17 protein-coding genes and 1 pseudogene are annotated in these 23,053 nt (G+C 71.7%); 11 read left to right on the top strand and 7 right to left on the bottom strand.

Annotated features, from left to right (window positions below; all coding sequences use genetic code 11):
* Positions 1-401: 401 nt before the first annotated feature.
* Entirely contained in the window at positions 402-575 is a 174-nt protein-coding gene (locus JNW91_RS01880; RefSeq protein WP_167517360.1) for a hypothetical protein, read from the top strand.
* 372 nt (positions 576-947) lie between these two features.
* On the top strand, positions 948-1,541 hold the full coding sequence (locus JNW91_RS01875; protein ID WP_309244184.1) for a glycoside hydrolase family 130 protein: 594 nt from the start codon (positions 948-950) through the stop codon (positions 1,539-1,541).
* 62 nt (positions 1,542-1,603) lie between these two features.
* Here JNW91_RS01875 and JNW91_RS01870 read toward each other — a convergent pair whose 3' ends face one another.
* Positions 1,604-2,719 (bottom strand): ice-binding family protein, encoded by a 1,116-nt coding sequence (locus JNW91_RS01870; RefSeq protein WP_309244183.1) that lies wholly within the window; start codon positions 2,717-2,719, stop codon positions 1,604-1,606.
* Between the two features lie 322 nt (positions 2,720-3,041).
* On the opposite strand from JNW91_RS01870, the gene JNW91_RS01865 reads away from it, so the two are divergent.
* The gene (locus JNW91_RS01865) at positions 3,042-4,265 is read left to right on the top strand and encodes a PP2C family protein-serine/threonine phosphatase (RefSeq protein WP_203173219.1); all 1,224 of its coding nucleotides are present in this window, start codon (positions 3,042-3,044) and stop codon (positions 4,263-4,265) included.
* Between the two features lie 63 nt (positions 4,266-4,328).
* Complete coding sequence (locus tag JNW91_RS01860) at positions 4,329-5,396, top strand: DUF2855 family protein (RefSeq protein WP_203173218.1); 1,068 nt, start codon at positions 4,329-4,331, stop codon at positions 5,394-5,396.
* Positions 5,397-5,406: 10 nt separating this feature from the next.
* Here the strand turns inward: JNW91_RS01860 and JNW91_RS01855 are convergent, their stop codons facing one another.
* The 3 genes from JNW91_RS01855 to JNW91_RS01845 form a co-directional block, all read right to left on the bottom strand.
* Positions 5,407-6,207, bottom strand: a complete 801-nt coding sequence (locus JNW91_RS01855) for an SDR family NAD(P)-dependent oxidoreductase (RefSeq protein ID WP_203173217.1) — start codon at positions 6,205-6,207, stop codon at positions 5,407-5,409.
* Between the two features lie 14 nt (positions 6,208-6,221).
* A complete protein-coding gene (locus JNW91_RS01850; RefSeq protein ID WP_203173216.1) occupies positions 6,222-7,028 on the bottom strand; it encodes a SigB/SigF/SigG family RNA polymerase sigma factor in 807 nt (268 codons plus the stop codon).
* 234 nt (positions 7,029-7,262) lie between these two features.
* Complete coding sequence (locus tag JNW91_RS01845) at positions 7,263-7,448, bottom strand: hypothetical protein (protein WP_203173215.1); 186 nt, start codon at positions 7,446-7,448, stop codon at positions 7,263-7,265.
* Between the two features lie 332 nt (positions 7,449-7,780).
* On the opposite strand from JNW91_RS01845, the gene JNW91_RS01840 reads away from it, so the two are divergent.
* The 7 genes and pseudogenes from JNW91_RS01840 (at position 7,781) to JNW91_RS01810 (ending at position 18,042) form a co-directional block, all read left to right on the top strand.
* Positions 7,781-9,670, top strand: coding sequence for a sigma-70 family RNA polymerase sigma factor (locus JNW91_RS01840; protein WP_203173214.1), 1,890 nt, complete (start codon positions 7,781-7,783; stop codon positions 9,668-9,670).
* A gap of 130 nt (positions 9,671-9,800) precedes the next feature.
* Positions 9,801-10,970 carry an ATP-grasp domain-containing protein gene (locus JNW91_RS01835; protein ID WP_203173213.1) on the top strand — a complete coding sequence of 390 codons (1,170 nt, stop codon included), beginning with the start codon at positions 9,801-9,803 and terminating at the stop codon, positions 10,968-10,970.
* Positions 10,967-12,592: an IucA/IucC family protein gene (locus JNW91_RS01830; protein ID WP_203173212.1), complete on the top strand. Its 1,626-nt coding sequence runs from the start codon at positions 10,967-10,969 to the stop codon at positions 12,590-12,592. Before JNW91_RS01835 ends, JNW91_RS01830 begins: the two co-directional genes overlap by 4 nt.
* Complete coding sequence (locus tag JNW91_RS01825; RefSeq protein WP_203173211.1) at positions 12,589-14,187, top strand: IucA/IucC family protein; 1,599 nt, start codon at positions 12,589-12,591, stop codon at positions 14,185-14,187. The genes JNW91_RS01830 and JNW91_RS01825 overlap by 4 nt, the downstream gene beginning before the upstream one ends.
* Positions 14,184-15,329 (top strand): alanine racemase, encoded by a 1,146-nt coding sequence (locus JNW91_RS01820; protein WP_203173210.1) that lies wholly within the window; start codon positions 14,184-14,186, stop codon positions 15,327-15,329. Before JNW91_RS01825 ends, JNW91_RS01820 begins: the two co-directional genes overlap by 4 nt.
* Positions 15,330-15,809: 480 nt before the next feature.
* Positions 15,810-17,097: pseudogene (locus JNW91_RS01815) on the top strand (cellulose binding domain-containing protein).
* A gap of 639 nt (positions 17,098-17,736) precedes the next feature.
* Complete coding sequence (locus JNW91_RS01810; RefSeq protein ID WP_203173253.1) at positions 17,737-18,042, top strand: helix-turn-helix domain-containing protein; 306 nt, start codon at positions 17,737-17,739, stop codon at positions 18,040-18,042.
* Positions 18,043-18,111: 69 nt separating this feature from the next.
* Here JNW91_RS01810 and JNW91_RS01805 read toward each other — a convergent pair whose 3' ends face one another.
* The 3 genes from JNW91_RS01805 to JNW91_RS01795 form a co-directional block, all read right to left on the bottom strand.
* Positions 18,112-18,570 carry a hypothetical protein gene (locus JNW91_RS01805; RefSeq protein ID WP_203173209.1) on the bottom strand — a complete coding sequence of 153 codons (459 nt, stop codon included), beginning with the start codon at positions 18,568-18,570 and terminating at the stop codon, positions 18,112-18,114.
* A gap of 3 nt (positions 18,571-18,573) precedes the next feature.
* The gene (locus JNW91_RS01800) at positions 18,574-21,009 is read right to left on the bottom strand and encodes a molybdopterin oxidoreductase family protein (protein ID WP_203173208.1); all 2,436 of its coding nucleotides are present in this window, start codon (positions 21,007-21,009) and stop codon (positions 18,574-18,576) included.
* Between the two features lie 151 nt (positions 21,010-21,160).
* On the bottom strand, positions 21,161-22,990 hold the full coding sequence (locus JNW91_RS01795) for a thiamine pyrophosphate-requiring protein (protein WP_238424112.1): 1,830 nt from the start codon (positions 22,988-22,990) through the stop codon (positions 21,161-21,163).
* Between the last annotated feature and the right edge of the window lie 63 nt (positions 22,991-23,053).

Genomic DNA, 23,053 nt, shown 5'->3' with positions numbered 1-23,053 from the left:
GAGTCCGCCAGTGCGGCGGTCGGCGGCCACGAACCATGTCTCGTCCGACGGTGGAGCGGTGGAGCTGACGATCGGCGCCGCTGTGCAGGCACTTTCCCGGCGACTCCGCCGTCGGGTGCCGATGCACCCCGCACCGCGAGGGCGTACGGTGGACATGTCGCCCAGGGCTTCCGGTGGCCGCCAGATGCCGTCGCCACCAGCCCGTCAGGGGCGTTACCGATCCCATCCCCATCGCCGCGACGTACTGGTCGTGTTGGTTCATCACCGATCACGTCCCGGCCGCCGGATTCACCGATCACCGCACATTCTGGTTCGCAGCGGTGGCCGGTGCTCGGATCCGACCCACGCGTGCACGCCGCCGTCCATCCGCACGACCGCACGCCCAACCAGGGGAGAACCCAGTGAGAATCGCCCGGCACAGGATCGTCAGCGCACTTCGCGACCGGGGCCAGCAGGCCCGGGCCGACTGGGTGGAGCGGGAGCTTCCGGAGCGGGTCGACCCGGCCAAGCACTCCGGGCTGCTCGCCACCCTGCACCTCGACCCGGCCGACCTCGCCGACGCGCCGTCCCCGTGAGGGTGGCGCTTCTCGGACCGATCGCCTGGCGTACGCCCCCGCACCACTACGGCCCGTGGGAGCAGGTCACCGACTGACTGTCGCCGAGCGGCCCGGCCCGCTGGCCGTGGGGCAGTGGCTGGGCGTACGGCACCGACGGGATCTGCTCGTTGCCGGTCTGGCCGAGGCGGACTGCGACAACGAGGTCACCGCGACCGTGCTGGACGCCCTGCCCGAGCGGTACGACGAGGCGACGTTCGAGCGGGTGCTCGGCCGCCTGCCCCCGGATCTGCTGTCGCGCTGCACGGGCCTGGGCACCCTCGGACAGGTACGTCGCACCAACGCCGGCAGCTATGCCACGGCGTTCCCCGCCGACTCGGCCTGCACGAAAGGGTGCTGTGGCCGACCACCCCGGCGGAGAGCAACGGCATGGAGGACGCCCGTTTCGTCAGGTTCGTCGACGACTCGGTGCCGGTCTACCGGGCGACCTACACCGCCTACGACGGCCGGAACATCGCCACCCGGGCGCTGGCGAGCACCGACCTGCGCCATTTCGAGATGTCCCCGATGCGCGGGCCGGGCGCCCGCAACAAGGGGATCGCGTTGTTCCCCCGTACCGTCGGCGGCCGACACCTGGCGCTGTGCCGCGCTGATGGCGAGACGATCGGTCTGACCGAGCTGGATGGCGAGAGCCGCTGGCAGTCGCCGGTTCCGCTGCACGCTCCCCGCGACAGTTGGGAGCTGATCCAGGTCGGCAACTGCGGATCTCCCGTCGAGACCGACGCCGGCTGGCTGGTGCTCACCCATGGCGTCGGGCCGATGCGTCGGTACGTGATCGGCGCGTTCCTGCTCGACCTGCACCGGCCGGAGCGGGTCGTCGCGCACCTTCCGGGCGTGCTGCTGTCGCCCGACGAGGACGATCGGGACGGGTACGTACCCAATGTCGTCTACTCCTGCGGAGGGCTCGTCCACGATGGTGACCTGTGAGGTCGGCGGTTGAGGGTAGTGCCCCGGCGGCCGGTTGGTTACCGACCGCCGGGGCCTACCGGTCAGGACTCGGAGGTCCGGCGTCGGTAGAGGAGCAGCAGGGCGGCGCCGGTGGCGACGGCGATGCTGCCGATTCCGGTGAGGACAGGCAGCAGGCCGCTGCCCCCGCTGCCGCCGGTGACGGGAAGCGCGGTGCGGGTGGGCGCAGCCGTGGGCTGTCCGGTCGGCGTGCCCGTGGGCTGTCCGGTCGGCGTGCCCGTGGGCTGGCCGGTCGGTGTGCCGGTGGGCTGGCCAGTCGGTGTGCCTGTCGGTGTGCCAGTGGGCGTTCCAGTGGGCGTTCCAGTGGGCGTTCCGGTGGGCGTTCCGGTGGGCGTTCCGGTGGGCGTTCCCGTGGGTTGGCCGGTCGGCGTGCCGGTGGGGGTCTGGGTGGGCGTTCCCGTCGGTTGCAGACAGACGGGGGCATTGATGGTGTTGGTGTCGAGGGTGACGGCGCCGGTCTGTGCCAGGGCGCGACCCTGGAGGGTGGCGCCGGTGTTCATGGTGATCGACGTCTGGGCCAGGATGTTGCCCATGAACCGGGTGCCGGTGCCGATCGTGGCCGAGCTGCCGACCTGCCAGTAGACGTTGCAGGGCGAGGCGCCGTTGATGAACACGACGCTGCTGTTGGAGGCCGTGGTCAGGGTGGATTCGATCTGGAAGATGAAGACCGCGGCCGGGTCGCCCTGACTGTTGAGCGTCAGCGTCCCGGTCAGTTGCGCGGCGCCGAGCCGGTAGACCCCGGGGGTCAGCGTGGTGCCGCCCAGCTCCGCGGGCAGGATGGTGAACGGGGTCCGACCGGCCGCGTCGTTGTAGGCGGTGGTCAGATCGTTCTTGGCCTGCAGTGCGACGGCGTCGGCGAGATGGATCTCGCCGGCGACGATCCCGGGCGGAAAGCCGGGCGCGGTGTTGCCGGGGCTGACGCCGAGGCTCTGGGCGAGGAAGCTCGGCCCGGTGTTGGTCACGGTGGAGCCGGCCAGTACGGAGAAGTTCGCCGCCGTTCCCAGGTTCACCGGTGCTTCGGCGGCGCTCGCGCCGGTGCCGTTGACGAGCAGCACGGCTATCGCCGTGCCGCTGGCGGCGACGGCTGCCAGTGCGGACAGGGCCGCACGTCGCGGATGGCGGATCAGTTTGGTTGTCACGATGTGCCCTTTCGCGAAGGCATCTCACCAGACGCCGGTGGTGCGGCGGTTGGAAACCGCATGAAAACACTAAATGCAACAAAACGGACTTTTGCATACCTGCTCGCACGAGGTAGGCGTAATGCCTGAGATCCATGGGGCGAATGGGAAGAGCGGGGTGACGCGAGGCCCGTCGAACGGAGCAGGGCCGGGGCAGGGCAGGATGGCCGCACGGCTCGCTGGCCCACTGGCCAGCGCAGATCAACGCGGCCAGACGGACCGCGCGGTGGTGGCACGCTCGCCCTCGTGCTCCTACGGTGGGCAGGACACGGGGAGGTGGAGCTTGGTTGACGCCGGCAACGCGGTGCGGTCCTTGCAGCTCAACGCACCCCGGGGCGGGCCGGACGACCTGTCTCTGCTGGTCACCGGCACCGCGTCGGCGATCAACGCCACCGAGATCGTGGTCTATCTGGCCGACTACACGCAGTCCCTGCTCGTGCCGCTGCTCGGCGCCGGCCTCGTCCGGGACGAGCTGTCGATCGAGACGACACTCGCCGGCCGGGCGTTCACCACCCTCGGCGTCCAGCGCGCCCCCGACAACCCCGACCGGATCTGGGTTCCGCTGCTGCTCGGGTGTGAACGGATGGGCGTGCTCGAGGTCGTCACGCCGGCCGCCGCCGACCGCGCCGTGGAGGCCCCCGCCTGGGAGGTGGCGGTCACCGTCGCCCAACTTCTGGTGAACCGGCGGCTCTACGGCGACGTGGTCGAGCGGATGCGGCGTCGACTCCCGATGCAGGTCGCCGCCGAGATCGTGTGGGGGCTGCTGCCGCCGTTGACCTTCGCGACCGACGACATGGTGGTCACCGCCATCCTGGAGCCGTGTTACGACGTCGGCGGGGACATCTTCGACTACGCGTTGAACGGTGACGTGCTCAGCGTCGGGTTGTTCGACACGTGTGGGCACGGGATCAAGGCGAGCACCCTGGCGTCGCTGGTGGTCAGCGCCTACCGCAACGCCCGCCGGTGCGGCCTCGACCTGGTCGACACCGCGATCAGCATCGACCGGTGGGTGCGTTCCGAGCATCCGAACCTTTTCGCGACCGGGTTGCTCGCCGAGTTGGACCGGACGACCGGGCGACTCCGGATGATCAACGCTGGTCATCCCGGGGCAATGTTGCTGCGGGACAGCAAGGCCATCCGGGAGCTGCCGGGACCGACCGCGTTGCCGCTCGGCCTGGGTCACCTGTCGAGCCGGCGCCCTCGGGTGCACGTGGAGGATCTGCACCCCGGCGACCGCGTCCTCGCGTACACCGACGGCATCACCGATGCACGCAGTGCCGACGGTGAGCAGTTCGGGCTGGACCGGCTCGTCGACTTCGTCAACCGCGCTCTCAACGACGGTCTGCCCAGCCCGGAGACGATGCGCCGGTTGGTGCGCGCCGTCGTCGCCTACCAGGACGACGAGCTGGACGACGACGCCACGGCAGTGTTCCTGGAATGGCGGCCGCCGCACACCCCGCTGGCTCACCTGCGCGATCTCGACGCGCTGACCGCCGAGTCGCCGTAGCGAATGGGATTTTGCACTCCCAGTGCACTTGTCTCGTCTCCTGGTGCTGTCTAGCGTCAGGCCATGGCTGCCTCCTGGACATTCGCCGTGGCCCGCGCAGATCTCGGCCGGAGCACGCTCGTCGACGGCACGACCGCCGCTGCGTCCGACGGACAGGCGCTCCTGCGGGTCGACCGCGTCGGCCTCACGGCCAACAACGTGACCTACGCGGTGCTCGGCGACGCGATGCGTTACTGGGAGTTCTTCCCGCCCGGCCCGCGCGGACTCGGGCCGCAGTGGGGACTTCCCCCACTCTGGGGCTTCGCCGAGGTGGTCGCGTCGGCGGTCGCGGGGGTCGAGGTGGGGCAACGGGTGTACGGCTACCTTCCGCCCGCCGGCCACCTGCTGGTACGGCCGGACCGGGTGGACGCGTCCGGATTCCGCGACGCGAGCCCGCACCGGGCGGGGCTGCCCTCGCCGTACAACGCGTACCGGTCGACCAGCGGTGACCCGGCGTACCGGCCGGACCAGGAGGACCTGCTGATCCTGTTCCGGCCGCTGTTCTTCACCTCGTTCATGCTGGCCGACCGGGTAATCGACAACGGCTTCCACGGTGCGAAGTCGCTGCTGCTGTCGTCGGCGTCGAGCAAGACCGCGTACGCCGCCGCATCCGAGCTGCACGGTCGCGGCCCGCGCCTGGTCGGGCTCACCTCACCCGGCAACCTCGCCTTCACCCGGTCGCTCGGCTGCTACGACCAGGTCCTCTCGTACGACGACATCGGCGATCTCGACGCCGTCCCGACCGTCTACCTGGACCTGTCCGGTGCGCCCTCGACCCGCTCCGCCCTGCGCCGGCACCTCGGTGACCACCTGGTCCGGGACATCGCCGTCGGCCTCACCAACCAGACCCCGAACGCCGACGCCGCCGAGGAGGTGTTCTTCGCGCCCGTCCAGATGCGCAAACGCAGTCAGGACTGGGGGCGCGACGGCCTCGACCAACGGTTCGCCGAGGCATGGCGGCGGTTCACCGGTGTGGTGAACGGATGGCTCGACGTCCAGGTCGGTGTCGGGCCCGAGGCACTACGGCACGCGTGGCTCGACGTCCTCGCCGGCCGTACGCCGCCGCGGGTGGGTCACGTCGTGCAGTTCTGACGGCCAGCCGTCACGGGACGATCGCGTCGACGTAGCCACCGTCGACGCGGACGGCGGCGCCGGTCGTGGCGGAGGCGAGCGGCGAGGCCAGGTAGGTGACCATGTTGGCGATCTCCTCGGGCTCGATCAGCCGCTGAAGCAGGGACTGCGGTCGGTGCAGCCGCATGAACTCCCGCTGCGCCTCCTCCCACGGGAGTTCGTCGCCCACGAGTTCGGCGACGAAGTCCTCGACACCGCCCGTGTGGGTCGGCCCGGCGAGCACCGAGTTGACGGTCACGCCGGTGCCGGCGGCAGCCTTGGCGAAGCCACGCGAGACGCCGAGCAGGGCCGTCTTCGAGACACCGTAATGGATCATCTCGGCCGGGATGACGACCGCCGAGTCACTGCCGATGAACTGCACCCGCCCCCAGCCGCGTTCCATCATGGCGGGCAGGTACGCGCGGGTCAGCCGGACGCCGGCCAGCACGTTCACCTCGAAGTAGCGACGCCACTCGTCGTCGGAGATCTCCAACGCGGGGGTCGGCCCGAAGACGCCGAGATTGTTGATCAGGATGTCGACGCTGGGCAGCAGGTCGAGGGTCCGTGCCGCCCCGTCGTCGGTGGAGACGTCGGCATCCACCTCGACCACGTCGGCGCCCGGGACCTCCCGGCGCAGCGCGCCCGCCGCCCGTTCGACGCTGGCGGCGGTGCGGCCGTTGACCGCCACCCGGGCGCCGGCGCGGGCCAGGCCGGCGGCGATGGCCGCTCCGATCCCCTGGGTCGACCCGGTGACCAGCGCGGTCCTACCGGAGAGATCGATGTGCAGGGTCATCCGCTGTCCCGTTCCTAGAGGGCGCCGTCGTCGGAGAGGTGGTGCCGCAGTGTCGCCAACGATCGGGTGATCAGCCGGGAGACGTGCATCTGCGAGATGCCGATCCGGTCGGCGATCTGGGCCTGGGTCAGGTTGCCGTGGAAGCGCAGGCTCAGGATCTCGCGTTCGCGCTCCGGCAGCGTGGCGAGGGCGGGGCCCAGGGCGACACGGATCTCGACGATGTCGAACTCGTGGTCGTCGCCGCCGAGGGTGTCACCGAGTTCCCGGTTGCCGTCGGCGCCCATGGGTGTGGACAGCGACGTGGCCCGGTAGGCGCGAGCGCCCTCCAGCCCTTCCAGCACTGTCTCCTCGGACACGTCGAGGTAGGACGCGATGTCCGCCACCGTGGGCAGGCGGCCGAGGGTGTGGGTGAGGATGCTGTTGGCCGCGCTGATCGACAGGCGCAGCTCCTGGAGGCGGCGGGGCACCCGAACGGCCCAGGTGCGGTCCCGGAAGTACCGCTTGATCTCGCCGATGACGGTGGGGATGGCGTACCCGCTGAAGTCGACGCCCCGGGTGGGGTCGAAGTTGTCCACGGCCTTGATGAGCCCGACCGCGGCGGTCTGGGTCAGGTCGTCGTCGGGTGCGCCGCGCCCGGCGTAGCGGCGTGCGAGGTGCCGGGCGAGCGGTAGCCACGCCTCGATGGTGCGGTCCCGCAGCGCCGGGCGGCGCGGGTCGTCGGCCGGGGTCGCCGCGAGGGCGGCCAGGAGGTCGTCCGGGGTCTGGTCGCTGCGTCGCTGGCCGACGCGAGTGTTGATCGTCGATCCGAAGGTGGTGGCCATCGGGTGGTCCCTCCCGCACGTGCCCGTCGATCGAGTCGACCGGAAGATCTCCGAACCGGCTGCCGCCGGGGCGCACGTACGGGCGAGGTGCGCTGTCGTAAGGCCACGAGCACGGGCCTCACCACCGCGTCATGTCGTTCACTTGATGACCCGGACACTACCCGAAAGAGCTACTGATTACTAGCCGAAAGTACGATGTTGCGCTGGTGGGGTCACCCGCCTGTAATCGTCGGGTCAGTTGCGGTGATCCGGGTCGTCCCCGGTGTCGTTGGTCGGCCCGGCCGGCGTCACCGCGAACGGGTGGCGTAGCCGCCGCATGGCCTCCTCGCTGCCGTCGAAGGTCACCGCCGACCCGTCGATCCCGTCGCCGTTCGACGTGGTGAGAAACAACGCCTGTCGATCGTGGTCATTCGATGTCATGCGGGATTCCTGTCTTCCGCGAAGGAGTGTGTTCTGGCCTCGGCAACTCTCGCCGCACGACCTGGTGACGACCCGGCGCGCACACCGGCGCCCGATCAGCGTGTGTCGTTCACGGGCGAGCGCCCGGCGACACCGACACACCGCACCATACCCGGCGTCGTCGCCGTCATGCGCCGCCGGCGGGACCTACCAACCGCCCCGGGTCGCATCCGGCCCACGGCCGGCCGCAGAATTTTCGTAATCCGACCGACCGTCGTCCGTCTCCGATGAGGAGGCGGTCGGCACGCACCACGCGACCGCCTTCGGTGCGGAGCACAGGAGGAGTGGGACCCATGTCGTCAGCCGGTCGGGGACTGCCCGACGTCGGGTCGGTCGCCGCCGCCCGCCAGGGCGACCAGCGCGCTCTGAACGACCTCGTAGCGGCCTCGCTCCCGCTGGTCTACAACATCGTCGGGCGTGCGCTGCGCGGCCACGCCGACGTCGACGACGTGGTCCAGGAGACGTTGGTACGGGTGATCCGGCACCTGCCCGGGCTCAACGACCCGGCCGCGTTCCGGTCCTGGCTGGTGGCGATCACCATCCGTCAGGTGCGCGACTGGGAACAGCGCCGACGTGTCGCGCTCAGCCGCGACGCCGGGCTCGACGCGATCCACAACGTGCCCGATCCCGCCTCCGATTTCGCGGGAATGACAATCCTCCGGCTCGGTCTCACCGACCAGCGACGCGAGGTCGCTGAGGCGACCCGCTGGCTCGACCCGGACGATCAGGAGTTGCTGTCGCTCTGGTGGCTGGAGGAGACCGGCGAACTCGACCGGACCGAGGTCGCCGACGCGCTCGGGCTCTCCCCGGGGCACGTCGCGGTGCGGATCCACCGGATGAAGGACCAGATCCAGACGGCCCGCGCCGTCGTCCGTGCGCTACGGGCGCGCCCCGGCTGCCCGGACCTGCGCACCGTGACCGCAGAGTGGGACGGCGTCGCCAATCCGTTGTGGCGCAAACGGCTGGCCCGGCACGTCCGGGACTGCGCGTTCTGCGGACGGCTGGGCGCGACCCTGCTGCCGATCGACCGGCTGCTCGCCGGTCTGCCGATGCTGCCGCTGCCGGCCGGTCTCGGCGCACACCTGCCAGGTGCCGCTCTGCCCCCGGACGCCTCGCCGGTCGCCGGGTACCACCCGCCGGACCCGGCGACCGGGTACGCCGCCGGCTCGACCCCATCCGGCGGGGTGCCCACCGACGGTGACGGCGGGCACGGGCTCGTCAACCTCGCGTCGAACCGGCCTCGCGGCCTGCTCCCATCGCTTGCCGTCGGGGTCGCCGCCGTCGTCCTCGCCATCACCACGCTGGTGGTGATCCGGCCGGACGATCCGCCCGCGCCCTCGTGGGCCGCTCCGCCGTCCGCGACACCCACCACCGTCACCGCATCGAGCGCCGCACCCGCGCCGAGCGCGCGGCCCTCCTCGCGGGCGCCGGTCGTGCCCGCGGTCAGTTCGGCGCGCAAGGGCGTCGGGGTGTGGAACTTCGCCGGTGTCGACCGGGCGTTGGCGAGCTCGAAGGCCGGCTGGTACTACACCTGGGGCACCCAGCACCAGGGCATCACCACCCCACCGGGCGTGAACTTCGTACCGATGATCCGTGGCGCGGAGAACGTCACCGCGCCCGAGTTGGCGCGCGCCAGGGCGGCCGGGCCGTACCTGCTCACGTTCAACGAGCCGGACCTGCCCGAACAGTCCAACATGACCGTCGAGCAGGCACTGGACCTGTGGCCGCGGTTGCTGGCCACGGGCAGCAGACTGGGCAGCCCGGCGGTCGCCTGGGGCGGCGCCGATCCGCAGAGCTGGCTGGGTCGCTTCATGTCCGGTGCGGCTGCCCGTGGCCATCGGGTCGACTTCATCACCCTGCACTGGTTCGGCGCCGACTTCACCACCACCACTGCCGTCGACCAGCTCAGGCGGTACCTCCAGGACGTGTACCAGCGGTACCGGAAGCCGATCTGGCTGACCGAGTTCGCGCTGATCCGCTTCGACGGTGGCGGCCAGCAGTTCCCCACCCAGGAGCAGCAGGCCGCCTTCCTCACGGCGGCCACCACCATGCTGGGGCAGCTCCCGTACGTGCAGCGCTACGCCTGGTTCGGCCTGCCCGCCACCGACAAGGACCGGTCCGGGCTGTTCCGCGGCGGGGCCGAGCCCACCCTGGTCGGGCGCGCTTTCCAAGCGGCGCGATGAGAGTGCCTTGCGGGTCGCCGGTGGCGGGCTGGTCGTCGCCGGGCTGTTGCACCGGGCAGATCGGTCCCCATCCGCCCGATAAGGGTAGGTTCACCTCAGCACGACGATCGTCGAAGTCGACGGAGGCGGTATGCGGCTGTACATCACCGCGCTCAACCCCACCGACGCCGTACTGGACGGATTCCTTCCGGCGGCGGCGTCGCTCGGGCTGCCGGTCACCGTACTGACCGACCGGCCCGGAGAGTGGCCGCCCACGGCGCCGGTGGCGCGCTGCGCGGTCCGGGAGGCGGCAGCGGTGGTCGCGGCGACGACATCGGACCGGCCGGCGGCGCTGCTGTCCAACAGCGACCACCTCCAGGAGGTCACCGCGACCGCCGCGCGCGAGCTGGGTCTGCCCGGCAAGGACCCCGACGCCGCCCGTCTCTGCAAGGACAAGGCGGAGGCCCGCCAGGTGATCGCGGCCGCCGGGCTCGAACGGGTACCCACCGTCGCCCTCGACCCGGGTGCGCCACCCGTCGTCCCGGGCGGGATGTTCCCGGCGGTGGTCAAACCCCGCGCCGGGGTGGCCAGCGAGGACGCCTACCTGGTGGCCGACGACCGGGAGTTGGCCGCCCGGGTCGCCGAGATCCGCGACCGGCGGCCGGACGTGGCGCTCGTGGTCGAGGAGTACCTGACCGGGGAGTTGCGGACCTACGACACCCTCGGCGACGGCACGGCCCTGACCTGTGTCGGCGGATGGCGCACCCACCTCGGGCCGCCACCGACCTTCACCGAGGAGAGCCTGGACTGGTCGCCCCCGGCCGAGCAGACCGAGGTCCAGCTGCGGGCTCGGCTCGACGCGCTCGGTGTCGGCTTCGGCGCCTGCCACACCGAGTACGTCATCCAGGACGGCCGGGTCCGGCTGATCGAGGTGAACTACCGCCTCATCGGCGACCGGATGGACCTGATCCTCGCCGAACTGCTCGGCGTGCCGCTGTTCGAGTACGTCATCCGGCTGCACCTCGGCGAGCCGCTGGCCGCCCTCGACCTGCCGACCGCCGTCGACCGGCACGCGCGGGTCGAGTACGTCTGCGCGGACTCCTCGGGACGGCTCGTCGCCGCACCCGGCGGGCTCGACCTGGTCCGCGGTGCCGTCCGGCTGGGCTGCCGCCCGCTGCGCGAGGTGGGCCGGGTCGCCGACCACACCGGCACGAACCGTGACTATCTCGCGGTCCTGCACGCGATCGGCCCGGACCGGGGCAGCGTGCGAGCGTCCCTGGCCGCCTTCCGACGCGATCTTCAGTGGACGATTGCCGAGTGAGCGACGACTGCGAGCGCGAGGTGTTCTCGCGGGTGCTCGACGCCCTGTTGCGGGAGGACCACCTCGGCCTGCTCAGCCGTGGCCGGCTGGACGGGCCGGGCTGGTGGCAGGTGCCGCACGGCGCCGGCCTGCTGCGCATCCCCGTCCGGGTGGACGGCTTCCAGCAGGCCCTGCGCACCGCCGCGCCGACCGTGTACACCGTCGACGAGGCGGGCAGCGACCGGACCGACACCGTGGACGGCCTGCTGACGCTGCTCGCCCCGGACGGTGACGTCGAGGCCGAGGCCGGCTGGCGGGACTTCGGCGCCGAATGTCGCGCCGACCTCCGCGCACGACGACTCGCCGTCGGTGCCCGGCCACGGGTCTTCGCCGTGGTGACCGCCGAGCGCGCCACGACCCCCACCGGCATGCCGGCGGCGGTCCTGGACGACGTGCTCGCCGCCCACCACGGCCACCCGGTCTACCCCACCGACCGCTGCCGGCACGGTCTCAGCGACGACGAACTGCTCCGGTACGCCCCGGAGCACGCCCCGCGTTTCCCACTGCGCTGGTACGCCGCCCCGGCCGGGCAAATGCGGCTCGCCGGCGCGCTCCCGTCGTGGTGGCCGCCCGCACCGCGTCCGGACCAGGTGCTGATGCCGGCACATCCGCTGACCGCGGCACGTGACGGGCTGCCGGTGGTCGAGCTGCCGACGATCCCCGTACGCCCCACCCTGTCCATGCGGACGGTGGCGCTGGACCACGACCCGTACCTGCACCTGAAGCTGCCGCTGCCCACCGCGAGTCTCGGCGTCCGCAACCGGCGGACGCTGCACCCGGCCGCACTCGCCGACGGCGCGGCCGTCGCCGGGCTGCTCGACCGGATCGCCACCGCGGAACCGGCGTTCACCGGCCGGATCCGGCACGCCGACGAGAGCACCCACGCCCACGTCGACGGCGACGAGCGGCGAAGTTTCCTGCTGCGGCGGTTCCCCCGCGATCTCGACGGGGTCCAGGTGGTGCCGGTCGCGGCCCTCGCCGCACCCGATCCGGTCGCCGGCACCGTCCTCGAACGCATCAGCTCCGGACGGCCCGAGGCGCTGTTGGAGTCCTACTTGGACCTGCTGCTCGACTGGCACGTCTTCCTCTGGCTACGCCACGGCGTGGCCCTCGAAGCGCATCCACAGAACATCCACCTGCTGGTACGTCCGGACGGCACGCTCGGCCTGCTCTACAAGGACAACGACGGCGCCCGACTCGATGTGCGGCACCAGGGACCGGCCGGGCCGCCACTGGCCGACGACCGGATGTGGGTCCGCGATCCGCAGGAGCTGGCCGACGTGTTCATCACCATCACCCTGCACCTCGCCGCGGCGGCGCCCCTGATCGCCCTGGCCGCCCGGGGCCTGCCCGTACCGTCACCGGCTGCGGCGCTCGCGCCCCGGCTGGCCGCCGCCCGCGACCGCTGGGGCGACGGGTCGCAGCTGCGATCCTTCACCGAGCGGGTACTGCGGGCCGCCCGGCTACCCGTCAAGGCGATGCTCACCGCCGGCACCCTGCTACCCAAGCAGCGGCTGGGCTGCACCGACATCAACAAGTACTACCTGCACACCGGCCCGAACTACCTGCGGGAGGCACCATGACGAGCGCGCGGGTGCGCTCCCGGCCGGGTGTCGACACCCGCCAGTTCGCCGACCTGGCCGCCGCCCACGCCGTCTACGGCTGCCTGGTCCGGGAGATCGGCGTCCCCGCCGGCGACACGACCGTGCTCGACGGTTCCGCCCACCTGCTGCTGCGGCACCTCGACGTGTCGTTGCGGTGCGCCGTCACGCGGGCATCGCCGCTCGGCGCCCACCGCTACGTGGGTCCGGTGCAGCGGATGACCGACGGCGACCGGTGGGAGGACCTCGACGCGGACACGCTGGCCGGACTGGTCGCGGCGGAACTCGCCCCGCGTACCGGCCTGGCGAACGACGAGTTCGTCGGTCAGGTCCGGGCCAGCCGCGACACCGTGGCCCGGCTGTTGGCCGAACGACCGGCGCAGGATCCCACCCCCACCGGCGACGCCGCCATCGACGCGTACGTCGACTCCGAACAGTCGCTGGTCCTCGGCCATCCGCACCACCCCGCGCCGAAGTGGCGCAGCGGTGATCCGGATCGCTGGTCGGGGTACGCCCCGGAGCTGCGCACCGCGTTCCGGCTGCGCTGGCTCGCCGTACCGGATGATCTCGTGGCGGGCGACGGACCGTTCGATCCGCTCGTCGCGGCCCTCGACCCGCCGCGGCCCCCGGCCGGGCACCGGGTGCTGCCGGTGCATCCCTGGCAGCTCTCGCTGATCCCACCGACCCACCCGCGGCTGCGCGACCTGGGGGAGGGCGGCGTCCCGGTACGGCCGACGGCGAGCGTCCGCACCGTCTACGCGCCCGAGGCCGACCTGTTCGTCAAGACCAGCCTGCACGTGCGGATCACCAACTGCCTGCGCAAGAACGCCCGCTACGAACTCACCGGCGCGGTGGCCCTGACCGACCTGCTGGCCGGGGTGCCGATGCCGGCCGGGGTCGGGCTGCTCGCCGAACCCGCCTACCGCACGGTCGACGTCCCCGGACTCGACGAGGCGTACGGGACGATCCTGCGCACCGGCCTGCGCCCGCACCTGCGATCGGGGGACAGCCCGATCCTGGCGGCGGCACTGGCCGCCGCGCCGCTGTCGGTGCCCGATCCGGTGGCCTGGTGGCGGGAGTACGCCGAGCTGCTCGTGCCGGCTGTCCTGCGCTGCTGGATCGGCCACGGCGTGGTGCACGAGGCGCACCTGCAGAACGTCGTCGTGGTGCTGGACCGGGAGCGCAGGCCGGTCCGGATGCTGCTGCGCGACCTGGAGGGCGTCAAGCTGGACACCGCTCGCTGGGTCGCCTGGCCGGAGCACGTCCCACCGCAGGTCGGCTACGACGCGCGCGCCGCCCACCGCCGGGTGGTGTACTGCCTGTTCGTCAACCACCTCGCCGGCGTGTGCGGGGCGCTCGCCGACGCGCGGCCGGGAATCGAACCGCGGCTGTGGCGGGAGCTGCGTACGGTCGTCGCGGCGGTGGCCGCCGACCTCGACGACCCACCCGAGCTGCGGGCGCTGCTGACCGGGGAGCCGCTGGTGGCCAAGGCGAACCTGCTGGTCCGGTGGCGACGCGACGCCGACCGCGCGGCGCCGTTCGTGCCGGTGCCGAACCCGCTGGGCGGGCCACGGTGACGCGACCGGTCTACGTCCACGACCTCGACGCGCTGGCCGCGCACGCCCGGTCCGTGCGGGACGCGCTGCCACGGCGGGTCGAGCTGCTGTACGCGGTCAAGGCCAACCCCGATCCGGGCGTGCTGCGCACCCTCGCCCCGGTCGTCGACGGGTTCGAGGCCGCCAGCCGTGGCGAGCTGCGCCGACTGGCCGAGGTGCTGCCCGACCACCGGCCGGCCGCGTACGCCGGGCCCGGCAAGACCGACGAGGACCTCGCCGCCGCCCTCGCCGTCGGGGTGCGCCGCATCCACGTCGAGTCACCGGCGGAGCTGCGGCGGCTCGGCGCGATGGCCACCGCCACGGGCCGGACGGCCCGGGTGCTGTTGCGCGTGAACCTGCCGGTCGACGCTCCGGGCGCGAGCCTGGTCATGGGCGGCGGCCCCAGCCCGTTCGGCATGGACCCGGCCGACGCGGTCGACTGTGCCCGCCGCCCGCCCGCCGGCATCGAGGTACGCGGCGTCCACGCCCATCTGGCCAGTGGGCTGGACGCCCCACTCGCCGGCGCGGTCGCCGCCGCCGTGGTCCGCTGGGCGGCCGCCGAGGTCGACGCCGCCGAGGTCGACGTCGGCGGCGGCATGGCCGTCGACTACACCGACCCGGCGGCACGGTTCGACTGGGTCGGCTACGGCCGAGCGCTGACGGACGTCGTCGACGCGTACCCGCGCCTGCGGCTGCGCATCGAGCCGGGTCGGTCGGTCACCGTCTACTGCGGGGCGTACCTCACCGAGGTCATCGACGTGAAGCGTTCCTACGGCGAGTGGTTCGTGGTGGTGGCCGGCGGCACCCACCACCTGCGCACGCCGGCGGCCAAGGGCCACGCGCAGCCGTTTCGCGTGCACCGCCGGCGGGATGTCGACGGCCCCCGCACCGACGGTGGGCCGGTCACCGTGGTCGGGCAGCTCTGCACCCCGAAGGACGTGCTGTCCCACTCGGCCACCGCCGGGCCGATCGGCGTGGGTGACGTGCTGGCCTTCGCGATGGCCGGCGCGTACGCCTGGAACATCAGCCACCGCGACTTCCTGATGCACGAGCCGCCGCTGTTCCGGACCGGTGACCCGGACAAGGTGGCAGCCGTCTGGGCGGCCGGGGCACCAGCGTCCTGACCACATGCCCGCACCCAGGGCGGCTACGTCAGCGCTGACGACTCGTTCCTCATCGCCGACGACCTCATGAGTGGACGGGCGGGGGAGCACGTCGTGCTGTGTTAACGCGAACTGCTTGTGGCGGACCGCTCCGATCCTTCTGCGGAATGCGCACGGTTCAGCATGTTATCGATAACATGCTATTTTCGGAGCGGGGAGCGAAGGGCACGCTCCCGGTCACCTGAGCCAGCCGGCGAGAACGCGCCGAGGGCATTCGCCCTCCCGCCGCCTACCCGGTCGGTGACCAGTCCGGGCCACTCCGTCGATGCCGGGCGACCCCAGTTGGTCGCCGGACGACGTCGCTTCGGCCGCATGCCCAACTTCCGACGCCCCGCCGCGGGCAGCCCTCGGCGCGACCCGGTTGTTGGGTCCAGGCGGACCGCGGGCGACCGGCAACGCATCACCACCGGCACATGACGCCCAATCGCAAGGAGTCACGCAATGCCGAAACGAAGGCACCTCCTCACATCCATCGCGGCCGCGGCGGTTCTCCTCGCGGCCACCGCCGGCGGCGCACTGAGCGGCAGCTTCCGCGGAGCGGCGGCGGCGACGAACGGCACCCTCGCGGCCACCGCCGGCTGCGGCAAGGCCCCCACGCTGACCAGCGGAACGCGCACGATTCAGAGCAGCGGCCAGAGTCGTACCTACAACCTGCGGATCCCGGACGGGTACGACCGGAACCACCCCTACCGACTGATCTTCGCCTTCCACTGGTTGAACGGCTCGGCCAACAACGTCACCTCGGCCGGCTACTACGGGCTCCAGCCCCTGTCCAACAACAGCACGATCTTCGTCGCGCCGCAGGGTCTGAACGCCGGCTGGGCCAACACCAACGGTCGGGACCTGACCCTCTTCGACGACATCTCCCGGCAGATCGAGAACGACCTCTGCGTCGACACGAGCCAGCGCTTCGCCCTGGGCTGGAGCTACGGCGGGGCCATGAGCTACGCGGTGGCCTGCGCCCGGCCCGACGTCATCCGCGCGGTCACCGTCCTGTCCGGCGCCAACCTCAGCGGATGCAACGGCGGCACGCAGCCCGTGGCCTACTTCGGTATCCACGGCATCTACGACAGCGTGCTGAACATCTCCCAGGGCCGGCAACTGCGCGACACGTTCGTCAGGAACAACGGCTGCACCGCGCAGAGCCCGCGCGAGCCGAGCCGGGGCAGCCTCACCCACATCACCACCACCTACTCGGGATGCCGTGCGGGTTACCCGGTCCAGTGGGCGGCGTTCGATGGTGACCACACCCCCAGTCCGGTCGACGGGTCCAGCAGCCCCAACGACTCCCGGACGTGGACCTCGGGTGAGATCTGGAGGTTCTTCAGCCAGTTCCAGTCGACCACGCCTCCGACGACCCCGCCGCCGACCACTCCGCCCGCGCACCACCCCGCCGCCGACCACTCCGCCGCCGACCGGCGAGCCGGGCGCCTGCGCCGCCACCTACCGGACGGTCAACACGTGGCCCGGCGGCTTCCAGGGTGAGGTGACCGTGGCCAACACCACCGCCACGACCCTGAACGGCTGGACCGTGGGTCTGACCCTGGCCAGTGGCCAGGCCATCAGCAGCGTCTGGAGCGGGACCAACACCGGCACCACCGGCAGCGTCACCGTCAGGAACGCCGCGTACAACGGCGCGTTGGGCTCGAACGCCTCGACCACGTTCGGATTCACCGCCACCGGCGACGGCGCCACCCCACCCGGCACCATCACCTGCACCAGCCCCTGAGTCGGGGGCAGTGACCGGGCCCGGAGCCGGTTGGCTCCGGGCCGGCGGGTGGCGGCGAAGGCGTGGCCCGCCGGGATGACATTCCAAAAATCTAGGTGGAAAGACCTAGACTTCCTCGGCGAGCTGGCATACTCTTCTTCGAGTCGAGAGTAAAGATCCGTCAAGACATGGACGGACCGTCCGGCCGTGAGGTCACGACGGGCGGTGTGAAAGGAACGATCTTCACCGTTCCTTTCACGAGAGGTGAGAGCAGGCGGGGCCAAGGCTTTCTTCAGGGCTCCACCTGATGTTCGCCGTAGAAGTGGGAGCCAGGAAGTCGCGTGGGCTCCGACACCGGCGGACCGCACGACAGCAAGGGAAAGAGAAGGCAGAGGAAAGGGAGGGCCGTACACCGTTGGATCGCCCGCCGTCGGCCGTCATGTCAGGCCGGGCGGACACCGCAGTTTCCATCGAACGAGAGGTGGTCTCCGGTCACGCATATGCGATCCTCGCACCCGAAGCCGTCAGTAGCGGCCGGTGCGGATACGACGAGCCGACGAACCTGTCGGCAGATGGTGTTCTGACCCATAACCCTGGGCCCCGGCGCTGAAGCGCCGGGGCCCTCGACGTGGAGGTGACGTGGCGCAAAGCTCCGACGACATGTTCGGCGACGAGAACTACCCGGCCTACACCATCGGCCAGGCCGCGGAGATGCTCAGCACGACGCAGGACTTCCTGCGCCGCCTCGACGAGGCGAAACTGATCAACCCACACCGCTCGGCCGGCGGGCACCGCCGCTACTCCCGCTACCAGTTGCGCCTGGCAGCCCGGGTCCGCGAGATGGTCGACCAGGGCACCGCCCTGGAAGCCGCCTGCCGGATCGTCATCCTCGAAGACCAACTCGACGAAGCCCTGCGGCAGAACCAGAGCCAGAACCAGCAGCCTGGCGCACGGCAACGCGACTGAACGGCCACCTTCGGCCGCGGTCGTCGGCCAGGAGCCGATGATGCGGGCGGAGGGCGCCGCCGGGGGCTGTCAGTCGGCGACGACGAGCGCCTGGGGCGCGGCGGCCTTCATCCGGGTACGCAGCCACTTGAGCTGGATCGCCGTCTCCCCCTCGCAGCGCCGCACGACCGCAAGCAACTCATCGTCACGGGCGCCGTAGGCGGCCTGACCGACGACGGTCCAGGCTATGTCGCACTCGGCCGCCATCAGGTAGAGGTCCTGGAGGTCCCGCAGGAGGCCGATGCCGCCGGTGCGGGTGCCGGTGAACAGCTGCGAGTGCAGCCGGTCGGGCTCGGCCGGAGCGTCCTCGGAATAGCGGGCGGCGAACGGACGCAGCTGTTCGGCGTACGTGTCGCACCGTTTCGCCTGCTGCTGGCAGAGGTGCTGAATGTCAGGTTCCTCGGCATGGGCGTCGGCGACCTGCCGGAACGCGTCGGCCAGGTTGACCTGCGCGCGGTGCAGGAGACCGAGGTAGTGGGCGAGCTGCACGGCTCACTCCTTCCCGCTGGTGGCCTGGGCCGCCGGCCCTCCGACGGTGGGCGGCACGTCAGCGTCCGTCGGCGGCGCGCTGCCGCCGACCGTCGGTGCCGGCGACGGTTCGCCCCGCCCGTCGGCGAGTTTCGCCACGGCGACGGCGGCGACCTTGAAGAGGGGCTGCTTGGAGACCGGGTCCCAGGCGGTGATGGTCAGCTCGTTCGCCGCTCGGGGTGTGCGGTCGGCGGGATTCTGGTCGAAGTAGCCGTAGTGGAACGGCAGGAACACGACGCCGGGGCGGATGCCGCAGAGTCGGGCGCGGGCCTGGATGGCGCCGCGCGCCGAGGAGACGCCGACAAGGTCGCCCTCGGCGATGCCGAGCCGCTCGGCGTCGGCCGGGTTGAGTTCCACCCACACGTCCGGAGCCGCCCGGTTGAGCTGCGGGGCACGGCCGGTCTTGGTGCGGGTGTGGAACTGGTAGACGGTGCGGCCGGTGGCGAGCAGCATCGGATGGTCGTCGTCGGGCACCTCGGGCGAGGGCTGGTAGTCGACACTGTGCAGGAACGCCCGGCCGCGCGGCTCCTTGGCCCGGTACTCCGACTCGGTGAACTCCGCGCCGGTGGCCAGGTCCTGGCCGTATGTCTCGCAGTAGTCGGGGTCGGTGTTGAAGTGCCCGTCGGTGTAGAGACGCTCGGTGCCGTCGGGCTGCTCCTGGGTGCAGGGCCACTGGATGCCGGAGCCGCCGCGCAGCTTCTCATAGGTGATGCCGGTGTAGTCGCAGGGCCGACCCCGCGAGCACTCCTTCCACGCCTCGAACACCTCCTCCGGCCCGGTCCACCGGATCAGCGGGTTGCCGTCGCGGTCCCGGAAGTCCATCCGGCGGGCGTAGTCGAGGAAGATGTCCAGGTCGGGCTTCGCCTCGCCCGGCGGGTCGACGGCCTTGTCGGAAATGTGCACCGTCCGGTCGACGCTGGTGAACGTGCCGGTCTTCTCGCCCCACGTGGCGGCGGGCAGCACCACGTCCGCCAGTTCGGCGGTCTCGGTGCGGAAGAGATCCTGCACCACCACGAACAGGTCCGGCTTGGCCAGGATCCGCCGGATCCGGGACAGGTCCGGCAACGAGACGGCCGGGTTGGTGGCGCTGATCCACAACAGCTTGATCGAGCCCTGCTCGGCGTACCGGAAGATCTGCATGGCGTGCGTCGGCGGCGCCCAGTGCGGGATCCTGTCGACCTCGACGTTCCAGAGCCGGGCCAGTTCCTCGATGTGCCGCTCGTTGTCCCAGTTACGCAGACCGGGCAGGTCGCCGTCGGCGCCGGTCTCCCGGGTGTTCTGAGCCGTCGGCTGGCCGTTCATCTGGTAGATCCCGGCGCCGGGATGGCCGATCATGCCCCGGATCAGGTGCAGGTTGTTGACCGCGCAGGAGGCGGCGGTGGCCTGGTTGGACTGGTAGAAGCCCTGCAACACGGTCGACAGCAGCCGCTGTGACGAGCCGAGCAGCTCGGCAGCGCGTTCCACGTCGGCGGCCGGCACGTCGCAGATGTCGGCGACCCGGTGCGGTGGGTAGCCGTCGACGATGTGGCACAGCTCGTCGAAGCCGAGGGTGTACGCGTCGACGTAGTCGCGGTCGTACCAGCCGCGTCGGATGATTTCGCGGAGCAGGCCGTTCAGCAGGGCCACATTGGTGCCGTTGCGGACCGCGAGGTGCAGGTCGGCCTCCCGGGCGACCGGGGTGGCCCGCGGGTCCACCGCCAGCATCGCCGGCGGGTTCGGCCCACGCCGACGGTCGAGCATCCGCATCCACAGCACCGTCTGGGTCTCGGCGACGTTGTGGCCCCACAGCGCGATCGCGTCGCAGTGGTCCACGTCGGTGTACGACCCGGGCTGCCCGTCGGTGCCGAAGCTGGCCTTCATCGCCGCCGCCGCCGTCGCGGTGCACAGCCGGGTGTTGCCGTCCATGTGTGGCGTGCCCAGCCCGGCCTTGCCGATCACGCCGAGCGTGTAGTACTCCTCCAGGAACAGCTGCCCCGTGGTGTAGAAACCGAAGTGCCCCCAGCCGCCGGGCCCGTCCAACAACTCCTTGGAACGGGCCACGATCCGGCCCATCGCGGTGTCCCAGTCCGTCTCGACCAGGCGGTCGCCGTCGCGGACCAGCGGTCGGGTCAGCCGGTCCGGGCTGTGGTTGGCCTGCCAACCGTAGAGGTCCTTGGGGTCGAGCCGGCCCCGGTTGATCCGGTCCACGGCGCGACCGCGTACGCCGACGATGCGGCCGTCGGCGACCGCGATGTCCATGGCGTCGCCGTTGGAGTGCAGCACCGACGCCGACTGCACCCACCGGTCCACGTCCGCCTCGCTCCGGCCACCGTCGAGAAAACGGTCCACCCGCACCGGCCACTCCTGCCCCGGACCGTACGGGGTTCGCTCACCCCACGGGTCGGCGATCCGGTCCACCATGACGCCCTCCTTCCGGCGACTGCTCGGGTGCCGCCAACAGCGGCATGGCCGGCACGACACCGCCCGTACGGCCGGTCAACGACGCTGACCAACGCACCGGCTCGGTTCGGCGATACTTCTCCCAGGTCCGGGCCGTTCACACCTTCCACCGTCACCGCGGGTCGTCGAAGCCCTCGCTTGCTCGCTCCCGGCGCAGGTGCGCCAGCGCACGCCGGCCCAGGTCGGTGTCCTCCCGACCGAGCGCCTCGTACATCGTGGCGACCTTCTCGTACGGCTGCGCGGGCGGAAGCAGCGGGATGGCGGGGTCCACGATCGCCTCGATCAGCGTCGGCCGGTCCGCCGACAGGGCCCTGTCCCAGGCGGTGTCGACCTCGCCCGGGGTGGTCACCCGGAGGCCGTGCAGGCCCAGCAGCTCGGCCCAGAGGGCGTACGGTGCGTCCGGCAGGCGCTGCGAATCGACGAAACGGGGATCGCCCTCCATCTCCCGCTGTTCCCAGCTCACCTCCGCGAGGTCGCGGTTGTGCAGCACCAGCACCACGAACCGGGGGTCCGCCCAGTCCCGCCAGCGGTGCGCGACGGTGAGCAGCTCGGCCAGCCCGCTCATCTGCATCGCCCCGTCTCCGGCCAGCGCCACCACCGGTCGGTGCGGGGCGGCGAGTTTCGCCGCCAGCCCGTACGGCAGCGCCGAACCCATCGAGGCCAGGGTGCTCGACAGGTGCGCGTCGACACCGACGGGCAGCCGCAGGTGCCGCGCGTACCAGTAGGTCACCGACCCGACATCCACCGACACCTGCGCGTCGCCGGGTAGCCGGTCGGTCAGCGCGTGCAGAACGTACTGCGGGTTGACCGGCTCGGCCTCGGCGGTGGCCCGCTGCCGGGCGATGTCCCGCCAGCGCGTCACCTCGCCCTCGACGCGTTGCCGCCAGCTCCGGTCGGACCTCGGCGTGAGCAGCGGCAACAGCGCCCGAATGGTTTCGGCCGCGTCGCCGAGCAGCGGCACCTCCACGGGGTAGCGCATGCCCAGACGCCGGCCGTCGATGTCGATCTGCACCGCCCGGGCCTGCCCCGGCGCCGGGTAGAACTCCGACCAGGGATCGTTGCTGCCGACGATCACCAACGTGTCGCACTCGCTCATCAGCATGCTGCTGGCGGTGCTGCCCAGGTGGCCCATCACCCCGGTGTGGAACGGCAGACCCTCGTCCAGCACCGGCTTGCCCAGCAGCGACGCGGTCACTCCCGCACCGAGCGCCTCGGCCAGCTCGACCACCTCGCCGGCGGCGGCTCGGGCGCCCTGCCCCACCAGGATCGCCACCCGCTCCCCGGCGTCGAGCAGGTCGGCGGCGGCCCGCAGATCATCGGCGCGAGGTCGCAGCTCCGGCACCGGCAGGCCGGGGTTGGTCACCATGATCCCGTGCTGATGCGCGTCGAGGTCCGGGGCCGGGGCGGTCTGTACGTCGTGCGGCAGGATCACGCACGTCGGGCTGCGGGTCGCCAGGGCCGTGCGGATCGCCCGGTCGAGCAGCATCGGCAGCTGTTCAGCGGTGTACGCGGTCTGCACGAACTGTGCGCACACGTCGCCGTAGAGGCGAACCAGGTCGATCTCCTGCTGGTAGCCGCTGCCCAGCACCGACGTCACCTGCTGACCGACCAGGGCGAGCACCGGCTGGGAGTCCAGCCGGGCGTCGTAGAGGCCGTTGAGCAGGTGCACCGCGCCCGGCCCCTGAGTCGACAGGCACACCCCCAGCCCACCGGTGTACTTCGCGTGCCCGCACGCCATGAACGCGGCCGTCTCCTCGTGGCGTGCCTGCACGAACTCCGGCCGCCCGGCCCGCCGCAACGCCCCCATCACGCCGTCGATGCCGTCCCCGGAATAGCCGAAGACCCGGTTTACACCCCAGTCCGCCAATCGGGCCACCACCAGGTCCGACACCGTCGCGTCCGCCACCGCCGCCTCCTTGCCCTCGACCGTCCCTCCCAGCATGTGGCCCTACCCCCAGGCAGGAACGCCGAACCGCCAGACTTCGAGGCATCACCGGGATGTCCA

Source organism: Micromonospora parastrephiae (assembly GCF_016802865.1).
In the GTDB taxonomy this organism is placed as follows: Bacteria; Actinomycetota; Actinomycetes; order Mycobacteriales; family Micromonosporaceae; genus Micromonospora; species Micromonospora parastrephiae.
This window is presented reverse-complemented; position numbering and strand designations above follow the sequence as displayed.

Bases quoted from the DNA above. Each gene is read 5' to 3' on its own strand.
- JNW91_RS01860 (WP_203173218.1), top strand. From the start codon at position 4,329: ATGGCTGCCTCCTGGACATTCGCCGTGGCCCGCGCAGATCTCGGCCGG.
- JNW91_RS01855 (WP_203173217.1), bottom strand. From the start codon at position 6,207: ATGACCCTGCACATCGATCTCTCCGGTAGGACCGCGCTGGTCACCGGG.
- JNW91_RS01850 (WP_203173216.1), bottom strand. From the start codon at position 7,028: ATGGCCACCACCTTCGGATCGACGATCAACACTCGCGTCGGCCAGCGA.
- JNW91_RS01845 (WP_203173215.1), bottom strand. From the start codon at position 7,448: ATGACATCGAATGACCACGATCGACAGGCGTTGTTTCTCACCACGTCG.
- JNW91_RS01840 (WP_203173214.1), top strand. From the start codon at position 7,781: ATGTCGTCAGCCGGTCGGGGACTGCCCGACGTCGGGTCGGTCGCCGCC.
- JNW91_RS01835 (WP_203173213.1), top strand. From the start codon at position 9,801: ATGCGGCTGTACATCACCGCGCTCAACCCCACCGACGCCGTACTGGAC.
- JNW91_RS01825 (WP_203173211.1), top strand. From the start codon at position 12,589: ATGACGAGCGCGCGGGTGCGCTCCCGGCCGGGTGTCGACACCCGCCAG.
- JNW91_RS01810 (WP_203173253.1), top strand. From the start codon at position 17,737: ATGTTCGGCGACGAGAACTACCCGGCCTACACCATCGGCCAGGCCGCG.
- JNW91_RS01800 (WP_203173208.1), bottom strand. From the start codon at position 21,009: ATGGTGGACCGGATCGCCGACCCGTGGGGTGAGCGAACCCCGTACGGT.
- JNW91_RS01795 (WP_238424112.1), bottom strand. From the start codon at position 22,990: ATGCTGGGAGGGACGGTCGAGGGCAAGGAGGCGGCGGTGGCGGACGCG.